15 protein-coding genes and 1 riboswitch are annotated in these 15161 nt (G+C 59.0%); of the genes, 11 read left to right on the plus strand and 4 right to left on the minus strand.

Annotated elements, in window-relative coordinates:
* Positions 1 to 146: 146 nt before the first annotated feature.
* The 8 genes from miaB to metK all read left to right on the plus strand — a co-directional run bounded on the left by miaB (position 147) and on the right by metK (position 7974).
* Complete coding sequence (miaB, locus tag EOK75_RS09940) at positions 147 to 1454, plus strand: tRNA (N6-isopentenyl adenosine(37)-C2)-methylthiotransferase MiaB (protein ID WP_137193822.1); 1308 nt, start codon at positions 147 to 149, stop codon at positions 1452 to 1454.
* A gap of 177 nt (positions 1455 to 1631) precedes the next feature.
* Positions 1632 to 2198, plus strand: coding sequence for an OmpA family protein (locus tag EOK75_RS09945; protein WP_240793958.1), 567 nt, complete (start codon positions 1632 to 1634; stop codon positions 2196 to 2198).
* Between the two features lie 17 nt (positions 2199 to 2215).
* Positions 2216 to 2581, plus strand: coding sequence for a hypothetical protein (locus tag EOK75_RS09950; RefSeq protein ID WP_137193823.1), 366 nt, complete (start codon positions 2216 to 2218; stop codon positions 2579 to 2581).
* 181 nt (positions 2582 to 2762) lie between these two features.
* Entirely contained in the window at positions 2763 to 3761 is a 999-nt protein-coding gene (locus tag EOK75_RS09955) for a PhoH family protein (RefSeq protein ID WP_137194359.1), read from the plus strand.
* On the plus strand, positions 3745 to 4254 hold the full coding sequence (gene ybeY / locus EOK75_RS09960) for an rRNA maturation RNase YbeY (RefSeq protein WP_137194360.1): 510 nt from the start codon (positions 3745 to 3747) through the stop codon (positions 4252 to 4254). The genes EOK75_RS09955 and ybeY overlap by 17 nt, the downstream gene beginning before the upstream one ends.
* Positions 4255 to 4291: 37 nt before the next feature.
* Positions 4292 to 5218, plus strand: a complete 927-nt coding sequence (locus EOK75_RS09965) for a transporter associated domain-containing protein (protein ID WP_137193824.1) — start codon at positions 4292 to 4294, stop codon at positions 5216 to 5218.
* Entirely contained in the window at positions 5218 to 6720 is a 1503-nt protein-coding gene (lnt, locus tag EOK75_RS09970; RefSeq protein ID WP_420821929.1) for an apolipoprotein N-acyltransferase, read from the plus strand. Before EOK75_RS09965 ends, lnt begins: the two co-directional genes overlap by 1 nt.
* 32 nt (positions 6721 to 6752) lie before the next feature.
* Positions 6753 to 6801: riboswitch (SAM-SAH riboswitch) on the plus strand.
* Between the two features lie 6 nt (positions 6802 to 6807).
* Positions 6808 to 7974 (plus strand): methionine adenosyltransferase, encoded by a 1167-nt coding sequence (gene metK / locus EOK75_RS09975; RefSeq protein ID WP_137193826.1) that lies wholly within the window; start codon positions 6808 to 6810, stop codon positions 7972 to 7974.
* Positions 7975 to 8034: 60 nt separating this feature from the next.
* Here metK and metH read toward each other — a convergent pair whose 3' ends face one another.
* The 3 genes from metH to EOK75_RS09990 form a co-directional block, all read right to left on the minus strand.
* The gene (gene metH, locus EOK75_RS09980; protein ID WP_137193827.1) at positions 8035 to 10749 is read right to left on the minus strand and encodes a methionine synthase; all 2715 of its coding nucleotides are present in this window, start codon (positions 10747 to 10749) and stop codon (positions 8035 to 8037) included.
* Entirely contained in the window at positions 10746 to 11729 is a 984-nt protein-coding gene (locus EOK75_RS09985) for a homocysteine S-methyltransferase family protein (RefSeq protein ID WP_137194361.1), read from the minus strand. The genes metH and EOK75_RS09985 overlap by 4 nt, the downstream gene beginning before the upstream one ends.
* 206 nt (positions 11730 to 11935) lie before the next feature.
* The gene (locus EOK75_RS09990) at positions 11936 to 12526 is read right to left on the minus strand and encodes a histidine phosphotransferase family protein (protein WP_137193828.1); all 591 of its coding nucleotides are present in this window, start codon (positions 12524 to 12526) and stop codon (positions 11936 to 11938) included.
* 26 nt (positions 12527 to 12552) lie between these two features.
* Here EOK75_RS09990 and EOK75_RS09995 point away from each other — a divergent pair, with 26 nt between their 5' ends.
* From EOK75_RS09995 to olsA, 3 genes are all read left to right on the plus strand, one after another.
* On the plus strand, positions 12553 to 12738 hold the full coding sequence (locus EOK75_RS09995) for a DUF3553 domain-containing protein (RefSeq protein WP_137193829.1): 186 nt from the start codon (positions 12553 to 12555) through the stop codon (positions 12736 to 12738).
* A 108-nt stretch (positions 12739 to 12846) separates the two neighbouring features.
* On the plus strand, positions 12847 to 13614 hold the full coding sequence (olsB, locus tag EOK75_RS10000; RefSeq protein ID WP_137193830.1) for an L-ornithine N(alpha)-acyltransferase: 768 nt from the start codon (positions 12847 to 12849) through the stop codon (positions 13612 to 13614).
* Complete coding sequence (gene olsA, locus EOK75_RS10005; protein ID WP_137193831.1) at positions 13611 to 14435, plus strand: lyso-ornithine lipid O-acyltransferase; 825 nt, start codon at positions 13611 to 13613, stop codon at positions 14433 to 14435. Before olsB ends, olsA begins: the two co-directional genes overlap by 4 nt.
* On the opposite strand, the gene EOK75_RS10010 is transcribed toward olsA, so the two are convergent.
* A complete protein-coding gene (locus EOK75_RS10010) occupies positions 14432 to 15052 on the minus strand; it encodes a thiamine phosphate synthase (RefSeq protein WP_137193832.1) in 621 nt (206 codons plus the stop codon). The genes olsA and EOK75_RS10010 overlap by 4 nt on opposite strands.
* Between the last annotated feature and the right edge of the window lie 109 nt (positions 15053 to 15161).

Genomic DNA, 15161 nt, shown 5'->3' on the forward strand with positions numbered 1-15161 from the left:
TTGTCCCCGGTTTCCTGCCTGCAAAGACGGCTATCCTTTCGCGTGAAGGTACGGGCTAGCCGCCCGGAAAGGCAAGCCCTGTGCACATGGCGTTGCGGCTGGGGCCTGTGCGGTGTAAAAGGGCGCGTTTGCAAAAGGTGCCCCCCATGACCGAGCCGAAAAAGCTGTTTATCAAAACCTATGGCTGTCAGATGAATGTCTATGACAGTGAGCGCATGGCCGAAAGCCTTGGCGCGTCGGGTTATGTACAGACCGACACGGCCGAGGGCGCGGATATGGTGATGATCAACACCTGCCATATTCGTGAAAAGGCATCCGAGAAGCTGTTTTCCGATCTGGGCCGTTTGCGCCCTGCCAAAGAGGCAAATCCGAACCTTAAAATCGCGGTGGCAGGCTGTGTGGCCCAGGCCGAGGGCGCCGAGATTTTGCGCCGGATGCCGCTGGTGGATCTGGTCGTCGGGCCGCAAAGCTATCACCGTTTGCCGCAGATGGAGGCCAAGATCCAAAAGGGCGAGCGTGCGATCGATACCGAATTTCCGCCCGAGGACAAGTTTGACCATTTGCCCGAACGCAAAGCCATGCGCGGACCGACGGCATTTCTGACGGTACAGGAAGGCTGTGACAAGTTTTGCGCCTTTTGTGTGGTGCCCTATACCCGCGGCGCCGAGGTAAGCCGCCCCCCCGAACGCCTGCTGGCCGAAGCGCGCAATCTGGCGTCGCGCGGTGTGCGCGAACTGACCTTGCTGGGCCAGAATGTGAATGCCTATAGCGCGGATGGTTACGGCCTTGCGCGGTTGATCCGTGAATTGGCGGGGGTGGAGGGGATCGACCGCCTGCGCTATATGACCAGCCATCCTAATGATATGGAAGATGATCTGATCGCGGCGCATGGCGATTGCCCGCAACTGATGCCTTATCTGCATTTGCCGGTGCAATCGGGGTCGGATCGTATCCTCAAGGCGATGAACCGCAAGCATACGGCGGCGGACTATCTGCGTGTTCTTGATCGTATTCGCGCGGCACGGCCCGATATTTTGCTGACCTCCGATTTCATCGTCGGCTTTCCGGGTGAAACCGATGCGGATTTCCAAGAGACTTTGGCCCTGGTGCGCGAGGTCGGCTACGGCATGGCCTATTCGTTCAAATATTCTGCCCGCCCAGGCACCCCCGCTGCCGAAAAGCCCGAGGTGGAAACCGCCATCGCCGACGCCCGCCTGCAAGAGTTGCAAGCTTTGCTGACATCGCAACAGCGTGCGGCACAGGATGCGATGGTGGGGCAAGAGGTGCATGTTCTTTATGAAAAGCAGGGTCGGCAAGACGGCCAGATGGTTGGCAAATCGGATCATCTTCATGCAGTACATGTGACCGATCCAGCCGGAAAACCGGGCGAATTGGTGCGCGTCAGGGTAACAGAATCAAAGACAAATTCCCTTGCTGCGGTAAGATTATCTTAACGATTTCCGCGATTTCCCTGTGAAATAGGCGATATCAAGCCCCTGAAAACGCCCCAAGTGCAACAATCGCTGCGGCAATGTCGCGCTAGAGGCTAGTTTTTGCTTTACAATGGCGGCGCGGAATTGCAGTCCTTAAATAGATATCAAGTATGCGTGAAACCCGGGGGGGTTACCACTGTGAAAAAACAGATTACGAATGCGACGAAGATGATGATCGGGGCGGCCGCGCTTGCGCTTGGCCTTTCCGGGCCATCTGCGGTTCTGGCAAAGCCGGAAGTCACCGGGCAGATCGAGTGGGGCCTTTGGGTCGACGACGACGGTTGTATGCACTGGTGGGCTGATGGTGGCCTTGAAGGCTATATGGTGCCGCGCCGGAATCCGGAAACCGGTAAGCCGGTTTGCCTCAAGAAGAACACCTGTCTGGTGGAAAACACCGACACGTTGTTCCACACCGACAGCGCCAATCTGACAGCAAAAGGGCGCGCCCGTTTGCAAAAGTTCTTCCAAAGCACGGACGCTTTTGGTTACGCCATTTATGGCCATACCGACAGCCGCGCCTCGCATGGCTATAACCAAAATCTGTCGGAGCGCCGCGCCGCCTCTGTCGGTTCTGTTGCCCGCTCGGTCGGGGCCGCGGTAGAGCGCCAGATGGGATACGGGGAAACACGTCCGGTCGCGCCCAACTCTTCTGCTAAAGGTATGCAAAAGAACCGTCGGGTCGAAATCGTTTGCTACAGGTGGTAACAGATATGATCAACGCAATGAAATTGAGCGCAGGTCTTGTTGCTGCTTTGGCACTGACGGGCTGTGAAAAGTTCGAAGGCACCGAGGCTTACCGTGATGGCTCCTCGGTCATCGCTACGGGACAAGACCAAGGCCATGATGAGGGCGTTTTGGCCAATGGCCGTGCCGCTATCGCCTATGATCCGGATGGCTGCCAGAACTGGGTTATCGACGACGGTCTGGAAGGCTATGCCACGCCACGCTTTGATCCGGTATCGGGCTTGCCCGTTTGTGATGGCCGCTACCCGCCCGGGACGGTTATCCGCGAATATCAGTCGACGACCGAAGGCATCAAAGACAGCGTTTCAGGCCACGGCCGCCGGACTGTAGTTGTTCGCCGCTAAACATTGGCACCAAAGAATTGATCGGGCCGTAGCGCAAGCTGCGGCCCTTTATTTTGGGCTGGGGGCGTGGCAAAAGCCCGCGCTTTTTCTGATTTTGTAAAGATGCCTCTTGCGCTGGCGGGAAATGACCCCACACTTTATGCAGGCCCCAAGCTAGAAGGAGAATTCCTTGGGAACAGGCATGATGATCCCCCCGCAAGAGACGGTTGAAACCCTGTTGGAGTTTCCCGATAACCGCTTATTGATTGATCTTTGCGGTGAGTTTGATCGAAATCTGACGCAGGTTGAACAGCAGACCGGGGTGAATATCCTGCGCCGTGGCAACCTTTTGGCGGTTCTTGGTGGTGCGGGCGCGCGCGAATATGCGACGGCCGTGCTACAATCGCTCTATGCCCGGCTGGAGGCGGGGCGGGGGATTGAGGCTGGCGATATTGACGGTGCCATCCGGATGGGCCGCCCGATGCCCGACCGGGTCCTTGTTCCAAGCGAAGAGATCGCGCAGGTTGGCGGTGATCGCTATGCCATACGCACCCGCAAAAAGCCGGTGGAGCCGCGGACTGATGCCCAAAAAGCCTATGTCGCAAGCCTGTTCGACAATGATCTTGGCTTTGGGATTGGACCTGCGGGAACGGGCAAAACCTATTTGGCCGTGGCTGTTGGTGTGACCATGTTTCTGGCGGGGGCGGTGGACAAGATTATCTTGTCGCGCCCTGCGGTAGAGGCGGGCGAACGGCTTGGCTTTCTGCCCGGCGACATGAAAGAAAAAATCGACCCCTATATGCAGCCGCTCTATGACGCGCTGAATGATTTCCTGCCGCAAAAGCAGCTTGCCAAGCTGATGGAGGACAAGCGTATCGAGATCGCGCCGCTGGCCTTTATGCGCGGCCGCACCTTGGCGAATGCTTTTGTGGTGCTTGACGAGGCGCAAAATGCCACAACCATGCAGATGAAGATGTTCCTGACCCGTTTGGGCGAAGGTTCGCGCATGGTTATTACTGGCGATCGCACGCAGGTGGACCTGCCGCGCGGCACTGCCAGCGGCCTATCCGATGCCGAACGTATCCTTGACGGGGTGCGGGGTGTTAGCTTTAATTATTTCACCTCCAAGGATGTCGTGCGACACCCGCTTGTGGCGCGCATTATTGAAGCGTATGAGGCTGATGATGGAGCCTCTGGTTGATACCCTGATCGAAGACCCGCGTTGGGAAGGTTTCGGGCTTGCCGCCTTGGCAACCCGTGCCTGTGATGCTGCGTTAAGGGAACTTGGCGTTCCTGTTCAAGGTTTTACGCTGTGCCTGATGGGGTGTGACGATGCGCATATTGCCACGCTCAACGCAGATTTTCGTGGCAAGCCGACCCCAACCAATGTGCTGTCCTGGCCATCCGAGGAACGGGCCGCCGAATACGCGGGCGAGGTGCCGGATCTGCCCGATGCAGGGCCCGCGGATAACCCTGAAAACCTTGGCGACATTGCGATTGCATGGGAAACCTGCATGGCCGAGGCCGAGGCCGCGACAAAGCCGATGGCCGATCATGTGACTCATTTGGTCATTCACGGATTGTTACATCTTCTTGGCTATGACCATATTGACGACATAGATGCCACATTGATGGAAACAACAGAAGCGCGCATACTTGAAACACTGGGTCTGGCGAACCCATATGATAATTAGCCCCGCTATTTCTGGGGCCTTGGTCGGAAAAGGACAGATGGGTAGTACGAATAACGGGTCGGTCACTTTGGTAGAGAACCAAAGCGGGGCGGACCAAGAAGAAGACGAACCTCCGCAACGTGGCTTTTTCGGGCGCATTTTTGACGCGCTCAGCCCGTCAGACACCTCTCTTGAGGGGGAGGAACTGCCTGTCCAGGGCCCAATACGCCCGGCATCAGGCACTGGCATGGCGAACCTGCGCAAGCTGCGGGTGGATGATGTTGCCGTTCCCAAGGTGGAAATTACCGCCGTCCCCGTAACCATCGGAAAAGAAGAGCTGGTTGAGGTGTTCCGTGAAAACGGGTTCAGCCGCATGCCGGTTTATAAGGACACGCTGGATCATCCGCTTGGCCTTGTGCTGTTAAAGGATCTTGCGCTGCAATATGGGTTTGCCGGTGCTTCGGGGCGTTTCTCGCTGCGCAAGTTGCTGCGTCCCATGCTTTATGCCCCGCCTTCGATGCCTCTTGGTGTTTTGCTGCAAAAGATGCAAAAGGACCGGGTTCATATGGCGCTTGTCATTGATGAATATGGCGGCGTTGACGGGCTTGTGACCATTGAGGACCTTATCGAAACCGTAATCGGTCAGATTGATGATGAGCATGACGAGGTGGAAGGTGTGCTGTGGAAGGAAGACCCTGAAGGGGTGTTTCTGGCCCAAGCCAACGCCCCCTTGGATGAGTTTGAGCAAGCTTTGGGTGTGACCCTGCGCGGCGGCGGCGATGATGACGGTGACGTTGATACGCTTGGCGGGCTTGTGTTCTTGCGTTTGGGTCGTATCCCTGCACGAGGTGAGATTATTCCCCATGAAAGCGGCGCGGAATTTGAGGTTGTCGATGCCGACCCACGCCGGATCAAGCGGTTGCGCGTGCGTCGCCCCGGTGCGCCGCGCAAGCTATCGGTAGAAATCAAAGCAGCAGCCGAATGATCCGCCGCCTTGCGGGTGCTTGGCCGGGCTGGCCGCAGCTTGGCTTGGCCTTTGGGCTTGGGGCTGTCATGGCATCGGGGCAAGAGCCCTTGGGGCTGTGGTTGCTTTCCTTGCTGGCGCTCTATGCGGCGTTGCTATTGGTGGCACGCGCGGGTTCTGCGGGGCGGGCTGCTTGGCTGGGGTTGTTTTTGGCGGGGGGCTATTTCGCGCTCTCGCTGTCGTGGATTATCGAACCTTTTCTGATTGAGCCTGAAACCTACGCTTGGATGATCCCTTTCGTTCTGGTGCTCTTACCCTTTGGGTTGGGCCTGTTCTGGGCCTTGGCGGCATGGGGCGGGTATCATCTGGGGCGTGGCGTGCGGTCCCGTGTGCTTGGGTTTGGCGTGTTGCTGACAATGGCAGAGCTGGCGCGCGGTTATGTGCTTACGGGTTTTCCTTGGGCGATGATCGGTCATATCTGGATTGATACGCCTGTTGCGCAATCTGCTGCGATCTGGGGGGCGGGCGGGCTTACCCTGTTTGCCGTACTGCTGGCCGCCTTGCCTGCCGCTTTTGGCTGGCGTTGGCTGGGGCTCTGCGCCGTTTTGGTGGTGGGGCTGCAGACATGGGGCGATGATCTGCCAAGCCCGACCTACCCCGAGGCACCTGCGATTGTCCGGCTGGTGCAACCGAATGCGGACCAACAGCTGAAATGGGACCCTTCGCGTGCGCAGGACCATGTGCAGCGCTTGCTGACGCTGACAGAGGCCAGCGGCACCCAAGGCCGCCCCGATCTGGTGGTGTGGCCGGAAACCTCGGTGCCGTATCTGTTGAACAATAATGAGGATCTTTTGCGGGTCATCGCCGGTGCCGGGCAGGGCGGGCAGGTCGCTGTTGGTATTCAGCGGGTGGAAGGCACACGCGGTTACAACTCCCTTGCCGTGATCGGTGCGGATGGGCAGCTTGGCCAGCTTTATGACAAGCATCATCTTGTTCCCTTTGGTGAATATATCCCCTTTGGCGATCTGGCGTTCCAACTGTTTGGCTTGCAGGCTTTCGCGTCGCAACAGGGTACGGGCTATTCTGCGGGGCCGGGGGCTGCGGTGCTGGATCTGGGGGATAAGTTGGGCCATGCGCTGCCGTTGATCTGCTATGAGGCGGTTTTTCCGCAGGATTTGCGGGCCGCCCCCATACGCGCTGATTGGATTTTACAAGTGACCAATGACGCGTGGTTTGGCACTTTGACCGGCCCGTGGCAACATCTGGCCCAAGCCCGCCTGCGCGCGATGGAGCAAGGCTTGCCTTTGCTGCGCGCCGCCAATACCGGGGTTTCTGCGGTGATTGATGCGCGGGGCCGGGTGGTCGCGTCCATTCCATTGGGGGTGAGTGCTTTCGTGGATGCGGCCTTGCCGCCACCACTGCCCGAAACCGTTTATGCGCGCTTTGGCGATTTGCCCGTTCTTTTGCTGCTGTTGGCGCTGGCGGGCGCGTTACTTTCGCGCAGGTTGCGCCGCAAGGCTTGACTTGAGGTCTGGCGGGGCATAACGCCAAGGTTCAACCGTCACAACGGCTTCCTGGCGTGGCGGATTACACCTAACGGAGCACTTCCCATGACACGCAACAACTATATCTTTACCTCTGAATCCGTTTCAGAGGGCCATCCAGATAAGGTCTGTGACCGGATCTCGGATGCCGTTCTGGATGCCTTCATCGCGGTTGAACCCAATGCCCGCGTCGCTTGTGAAACCTTTGCAACGACCAAACGCGTTGTCGTTGGTGGCGAAGTGGGGCTGTCGGACCCGGTCAAGCTGAAGGAAATGATGGGCAATGTCGAAGGCATCGTACGCGATTGCATCCGCGACATTGGCTATGAGCAAAAGAAGTTTCATTGGGAAACGGTAAAAATTCACAACTTCCTGCATGAGCAATCTGCGCATATCGCGCAGGGCGTCGACAATGACGGGGCCGGTGATCAGGGGATCATGTTCGGCTATGCCTGTCGTGAAACAGACGCGCTTATGCCCGCGCCGATCCTTTACAGCCATGCCATTTTGAAACGTCTGGCCGAGGTGCGAAAATCAGGGCAAGAATCCACGTTGCGCCCCGATGCCAAGTCGCAGATCTCCTTGCGCTATGAGGATGGCAAGCCGGTGGAGGTGACCTCCATCGTGCTGTCCACCCAGCACGAAAGCAAAAAGCAGACCAGCCACGACATCCGCGCGATTGTGGAGCCCTATATCCGCGAGGTGCTGCCCGCGCATTGGATTACGCCGCAAACGGAATGGTGGGTGAACCCGACGGGCACCTTTGTGATTGGCGGGCCGGATGGGGATGCGGGCCTGACGGGGCGCAAGATCATCGTGGATACTTACGGCGGGGCTGCCCCCCATGGCGGCGGCGCATTCTCGGGCAAAGACCCGACCAAGGTCGATCGTTCGGCGGCCTATGCGGCGCGCTATCTGGCAAAGAACGTGGTCGCGGCCGGGCTTGCGGATCGTTGCACCATTCAGCTTTCTTACGCGATAGGCGTGGCCAAGCCGATGTCGATCTATGTTGATACGCATGGCACGGGCGCTGTGCCGGATGCAGAGCTGGAAAAGGTGGTCTGGGCCACGATGGACCTGACCCCGCGCGGCATCCGTGAAAAGCTGGACCTGAACAAGCCGATCTATTCGCGCACGGCGGCCTATGGTCATTTCGGCCGCGAACCCGATGCCGATGGCGGCTTTAGCTGGGAAAAGACCGATTTGATCGAGGCGCTGAAAAAGCCGTTCTGATTTAGTGGTTAGCAAATAAAAAGCCCCGCGGTTGCGGGGCTTTTTCAATATCCGGGCGCTTTATTCGGCGGCCACGGCCGCGGCGGGCTTGAGGCTGTAGTTCAGGATCGGGGCGAGCCAACGCTCGGCTTCTTCCAGCGTCATTCCCTTGCGATCAGCATAGTCTTGGACCTGATCGCGTTCCACCTTGGCGACGCCGAAATAATAGGCATCGGGGTGACCGATATACATGCCCGACACTGATGATCCGGGCCACATCGCCATGCTTTCCGTCAACTCCACACCTGTTGCCGCCGTTGCATCCAGCAGGCTGAACAGCGTCAGCTTTTCGGTATGATCGGGCTGGGCCGGATATCCGGGGGCGGGACGGATGCCACGGTAGGGTTCGGCGGCCAGCTCATCAGGGGCAAAGGTTTCATCGGCGGCATAGGGCCACAGATCGCGGCGCACGCGCTGGTGCATCAGTTCGGCCATCGCCTCGGCAAAGCGGTCTGCAAGCGCTTTGACCAGAATGGCGGAATAGCTGTCATTTGCGGCATCGAACCGCTTGGAAATCGCGGCCTCTTCCGGCCCTGCGGTCACGACAAAGCCGCCGATGTAATCGGCCACGCCTTCGGGGGCCACGAAATCGGCCAAGGCCACATTCGGGCGGCCGGGGCGTTTGGCGTGCTGCTGGCGCAGGGTGTGGAAGGTGGACAGCGGGGTTTGGCGGCCCTCATCGGTAAAGAGGCGGATGTCGTCACCAACGGTATTGGCGGGCCAAAAACCGACCACGGCGCGGGGGGAGAACCATTTTTCGTTGATGATCTGCCGCAGCATCGCCTGCGCATCGGCAAAGAGCGCGCGCGCCGCCTCTCCTTGGCGTTCGTCTTGCAGGATTTTTGGATAGACGCCCTTCAGCTCCCACGTTTGAAAGAACGGGGTCCAGTCGATATATTGCGCGATCTCGGCCAGATCCCAATCTTCGATTACCTGCGCGCCGGTGAATTTCGGGGCGGGAACGGTATAATCCGTCCAGTCGATCTGCATCGGATTGGCCCGCGCCTTGGCCAGCGGCAGGCGCAGCTTGGCGCGCTCTGCCCGTTCGTGGCGGTCGGTGACAGTGACGTATTCCTCGCGGATACCCTCGATATAGGCGGCCTTGGTTTCCGGGTTCAAAAGCTGGCTGACAACGCCCACGGCGCGGCTGGCATCCAGCACATAGACGGCCTGGTTTTTGGCATAGCGCGGCGCGATTTTCACCGCCGTATGCACCTTGGAGGTGGTCGCCCCCCCGATCAGCAGGGGGATATCGAACCCTTCGCGCTCCATCTCGGCGGCCATATGGGCCATCTCGTCAAGGCTGGGCGTGATAAGGCCGGACAGGCCGATGATATCGACGTTTTCTTCGCGCGCGACTTGCAGGATTTTTTGCGGCGGGACCATCACGCCAAGGTCGATGATCTCATAGTTGTTGCAGGCCAGAACCACGCCGACGATGTTTTTGCCGATATCATGCACATCGCCCTTTACCGTCGCCATCAAAATCTTGCCGGCCGATTGCCGCCCCGTGCCGCCGTTCAGACGTTTTTCTTCCTCCATAAAGGGCAGCAGAACCGCGACGGCCTGTTTCATCACGCGGGCGGATTTGACCACCTGCGGCAAGAACATCTTGCCCGCGCCAAAGAGGTCGCCAACGACGTTCATCCCCGCCATCAGCGGGCCTTCGATCACATGCAGGGGGCGTTCGGCGGCAAGGCGGGCCTCTTCGGTGTCGGCCTCGATAAATTCGGTGATGCCATTGACCAGCGCATGTTCCAGCCGCTTGTCGTTGGGCCAGTCGCGCCACGCCAGATCGCGGACCTTTTCCTCACGCGCGCCACCGCGGAAACGTTCGGCAACCTCCAGCATCCGTTCGGTCGCATCCTCGCGCCGGTTGAGGACGACATCCTCACAGCGTTCCCGCAGGTCGGGATCGATCTGGTCATAAACTGCAAGCTGGCCCGCATTGACGATGCCCATATCCATGCCCGCCTGAATGGCGTGGTAAAGGAAAACGGCATGCATCGCCTCGCGCACCGGCTCATTCCCGCGGAAGGAAAACGACAGGTTCGACACCCCCCCCGAAACATGGGCATGCGGCAGATTGGCCCTGATCCAGCGAGTTGCCTCAATGAAATCAACGCCGTAATTGTTATGTTCCTCAATCCCAGTGGCAACGGCAAAGACGTTGGGATCAAAGATGATATCCTCGGGCGGAAAGCCGACCTCATCCACCAGAATGCGGTAGGCGCGGGTGCAAATCTCGATTTTACGCTGACAGGTGTCGGCTTGGCCCTGTTCGTCAAAGGCCATGACCACGACCGCCGCCCCGTAGGCAAGGCACAGGCGCGCATGGTGCCGAAACGCCTCTTCGCCCTCTTTCATGCTGATGGAATTGACGATGGATTTGCCCTGAACACATTTCAGGCCTGCCTCAATCACCTCCCATTTGGAGCTGTCGATCATGATTGGCACGCGGGCGATATCGGGTTCGGATGCGACAAGGTTAAGGAAATCGACCATGACCGCTTTGGAATCGATCAAGCCTTCGTCCATGTTGATGTCGATGATCTGCGCGCCGTTTTCCACCTGATCGCGGGCCACATCCAGTGCCGCAGCATAATCGCGGTTGGTAATCAGCTTGCGGAATTTAGCAGAGCCGGTGACGTTGGTCCGCTCACCTACGTTCACGAAAGGAATGTCAGGGGTCAGGACAAAGGGTTCCAGACCGGAGAGGCGAAGATATGGGGTCATGCTGCTTCCTCTTGGCGGATCTTGCGGGGGGCGAAGGGGGCAACGGCCTCGGCAATCGCGCGGATATGGTCGGGGGTGGTGCCGCAACAGCCGCCAACAACGTTCAGCAGCCCCTCTTTGGCAAAGCCTGCCAGTTGGCGGGCGGTATCCTCGGGGCCTTCGTCATATTGGCCAAAGGCATTGGGCAGGCCCGCATTGGGATAGGCGCAGGTGAAGGTATCGGCCACTGCCGCCAATTCCGCCATATGCGGGCGCATTGCCGCCGCGCCCAAGGCGCAGTTCAGCCCAACGGTAAAGGGGCGGGCATGTTTGATCGAATGCCAGAACGCCGTGGGCGTTTGCCCCGACAGCGTGCGGCCAGAGGCATCGGTGATGGTGCCGGAAATCATGATCGGCAGGCGGGTGCCATGTGCCTCAAACGCCTCAAAACAGGCAAAGATCGCTGCCTTGGCATTCAACGTGTCAAAGATGGTTTCGATCATAATCAAATCGGCGCCGCCCGCGATCAGCCCGCGGATCTGTTCGCCGTAAGCGATGCGCAAGTCGTCAAAGGTGACGGCGCGAAAGCCGGGGTCACTGACATCGGGGGACAGGGATGCGGTGCGGTTCGTCGGCCCCACGGCCCCGGCGACATAGCGGCGCTTGCCGTCAATCGCGGTGGCGCGGTCCAGCGCGCGGCGCACAATGCGCGCGCCCTCTGCGTTCAGGTCGGGCACGGCTGCTTGTAGCCCGTAATCGGCCTGCGCGATGGTGGTGGCAGAAAATGTGTTGGTTTCCACAATATCCGCGCCGGCAATGGCGAAATCGAAATGGATATCTTCCAGCGCCTTTGGTTGGGTCAGGATCAACAGGTCGTTGTTGCCCTTTTGCGGATGGTCGCTGTGATGGCGACACACATGCCCCGAGGCTGTGCCCGCGTAATCCTCTTCTGCCAGATGCAAGGATTGGATCTGTGTTCCCATCGCGCCGTCAAGGATCATGATGCGCTCACGGGCGCTGGCCTCAAGTGCGGCGAAAACGGGGGAAATCGGAAGGGGCACGGCAGAATCCTCAGGTTGGGGTCTGGCGTGTTCTATGCGGTCTTCAACGGGATGTGAAATTCATGTTTCTTGTAAACATTATGAATAATATCGAACATCGGGGGGCGGGCAGGGTTCTGACCCGCCCCGATAATCATATGGATGGCTTAGAAAGTCAGCCGGATCTCGGTTCCTGTGATCTCGGTCAAGAGCCTGCGTTTTTGATGCGCGATCTCGGCGGCAAAAAGGGCAAAATGCACCTGCGCCGGCGTCAGATCAGGGGTCGGGGTCGCTAGGCTGTCCCAAAGCGACGGCTCAATGCGCAGACGTTCTGCTTGTGCGGTGATATGAAGCTTGCTGCCCTCAAGATTGATCTTTACGCGCCCGCCATAAGCCAGCGCAGTTTCACAACACATGATCGCAAGGAAGGCCAGCTTTGCATCCGCCCGTGACACATCCGTTGTCAGCGCCCAATCCAATGAGACACGCGCGCCCTGACTGGTATCGGCCAGCACCTTGGCGATCTCGGTCCGGCCAAGGCGTTGTTCGGTGCTGGACAGACCAAAGGCGATGCGGAAGAACCGGATGCGCGCATTCGCCGAGGCCACGCTTTCTGCGATCAAGATCAATTCCGGCGATGGTGTGCTACCCTCCATCATCAGCAGCTCTACCCCATTGCCGATGGCCCCGATCGGACTGATAAGGTCATGACAAATACGGGAGCCAAGAAGCGCTGTGAGGTCGATCTGATCGGTCATGGGAAGTCCTGTCTGGAGGTAAGAAAATGAATTTAATGCTGGAGCCGGGGATGCTTTTGCGGCATCCGCAACAGCTCGACTGGGGTGTGGGGCAAGTACAATCGCGTGTGGGCGACCGGATTACAGTGAACTTTGAACATCAGGGCAAAGTGATGATTGACGGGCGGGTCATTACGCTGGAACCGGTTTGGAATGTTGCTAACAAAGATTAATGCCGGGGTCCGGGAAGTTCAACCTATGATTGCGCGCCCATTTCCTTGCTGTTGCAAAGGAATGGGTGGCGACTTAGGTATGGCACGCAACGTAACGATGGGGCGATGATGCAGCAGAGCGACCGCCATTTTACCTTGAGGCTGGCGGGTGACCGTCGTGACCTAACGGCGGCGCAGCGCTTGCGGTATCGGGTGTTTGTCGAGGAGCTGGGCGCAGATGGCCCTTTGGTGGACCATGATGCGCGGCTGGAACGCGATACCTTTGACGAAGTGTTTGACCATCTTTTGCTGATCGACACGCGGCGCGACGCGGCCCGTCTGGAAGATGTCGTGGGCGTTTACCGCCTTTTGCCGGGCGCGCCGGGGCAGCGGTTTTATTCCGAGGATGAGTTCGACATTTCGGCACTGAAGGCATCCGGCAAAAGAGTGCTGGAGCTGGGTCGCTCTTGTGTGCATCCCGATTATCGCGGCGGGGCGGCCATGTTTCATCTGTGGAATGCGCTGGCGGAATATGTTCTGGCCCGCGATATCGAGGTGATGTTCGGGGCGGCAAGTTTTCATGGCACCGATGCAGATGCGCTTGCGCAGCCTTTGGCCAATTTATACCACAACCACCTTGCGCCCGAAGGTTTGCGGGTGCGGGCCATCGGGCCAAATGCGCAAAGGATGGATTTGATCGCGGCGCAGGATATCGACCGGGTTGCGGCGATGCTGGGCACGCCTGCGTTGATCAAGGCGTATTTGCGGCTTGGCGGTTTTGTCGGAAGCGGGGCCTATGTGGATCATGCCTTCAACACCACCGATGTGTGTTTGGTGATGGATACGGGCCAGATGTCGGCGCGCCACCGCCGTTTTTATGAGCGCAAGCAACCATGACCGCGTGGAAAGAGGCCCCGCCGCCTGCCGCTGCGATCGGGCCGCTTGGCTGGCTGCGGGTCGTGCTGCGGCTTATTCCCTTTGCGATTGTCACCTATGGCGGCTTGCTGCTTTTGCTTATTGTGCGCTTGTTCGAGGCGCCTTTGGCCAAACATGCGCGTCCGGTGACGCCCTTTATCACCCAAGCGGTCTGCAAGACGGCGCTTTGGATCATCGGGGTGCGGCTGCATATAAAAGGGCAGCCGATGCGCGAACGCGGTGCGGTGGTGGCCAATCACGCCTCATGGTTGGATATTTTCGTGCTCAACGCCTGTGATCGGGTGTATTTCGTGTCCAAGGCCGAGGTTGCGCGCTGGCCGGGTATCGGCTGGCTGGCCCGCGCGACGGGCACGGTGTTCATCACCCGCGACCCGGCGCAGGCACGGCGCCAACAGGCCGAGTTTGAGGCCAGATTGCGCATGGGTCACAGATTGCTGTTTTTCCCCGAGGGGACCAGCACCGACAGCCTGCGGGTCTTGCCGTTCAAATCCACTTTGTTTGCCGCGTTTTTCACGCATGGGATGGAAGCGGTGATGCATATCCAGCCGGTATCCGTGCATTACAGCGCGCCAAAGGGGGCGGATGCGCGGTTTTATGGCTGGTGGGGGGATATGGATTTCGCGCCGCATTTGTTGCGCCTTTTGGCCCAACCACGGCGCGGCACGGTGGAGGTGATCTTTCACACCCCCCTCGCCGTTGATGACTTCAAGAACCGCAAAGAGTTGGCCGCGCAATGTGAGGCGGTGATCCGTGCGGGGCATGAAAGCGGCCTTGGGGATTAACCCAAAGGCTGCAACAGGGCCTTGAGGGCTGCACTTGCATCCTCGGTGGCCCAGATTTCAGTGCCGACACCAAAGAAATCAGTGACGGGGCCGTATTTTTCGACCAGCTCCACCGTCAATGCGCCTTCGGCAACGACAGGCACCTCGATCATGGCCGACCACCATTCGAACAGCTCAAAATCCACGCTATGGCCATCGCCAAGGGTGCTGGCCCCGACCGGCCCGAATGAGACATAATCCGCCCCTGCCTCGGCGGCGTTCATGCCGTCATGGCGGGTGATGCCGCAATAAGCACCGATGATCGCATCTGCGCCCATCTCGTCGCGCATCTTGCGGATGTTTTTGCGGGTGTCGGTCAGATGCACACCGTCCAGCCCCAAGCGGCCCGCCAACAGCACATGGTTTTCCACCACGATCGGCACGTCGCGGGCATGGGTCACCTCGCGCAGGGCGTCGCCGGCACGGGACAGGCTGTCCTCATCCCGCTCGGCAAGGCTAAGGCGCAGGCATGCGATTTCATGCGCGTCCAGCACGGCCTTAAGGGTTTCGGTGAAGGCGCCCAGTTCAAAGACAGGCGGCGTGATAAGATAGATTTGCGGGCGCTCGGCTTCGGCCATGATGGATGCTCCTGATGTCTGAAGCTCGCTTTAGCGCAGATCTTCGGGCTTGGCTACGCGTGGTTTGCGGATTGTGGCACGGGGGGCTGCTTGTCATCACAGGGGTGCG

Origin of the sequence: Pseudorhodobacter turbinis (genome assembly GCF_005234135.1) — a bacterium.
GTDB lineage: Bacteria > Pseudomonadota > Alphaproteobacteria > Rhodobacterales > Rhodobacteraceae > Pseudorhodobacter > Pseudorhodobacter turbinis.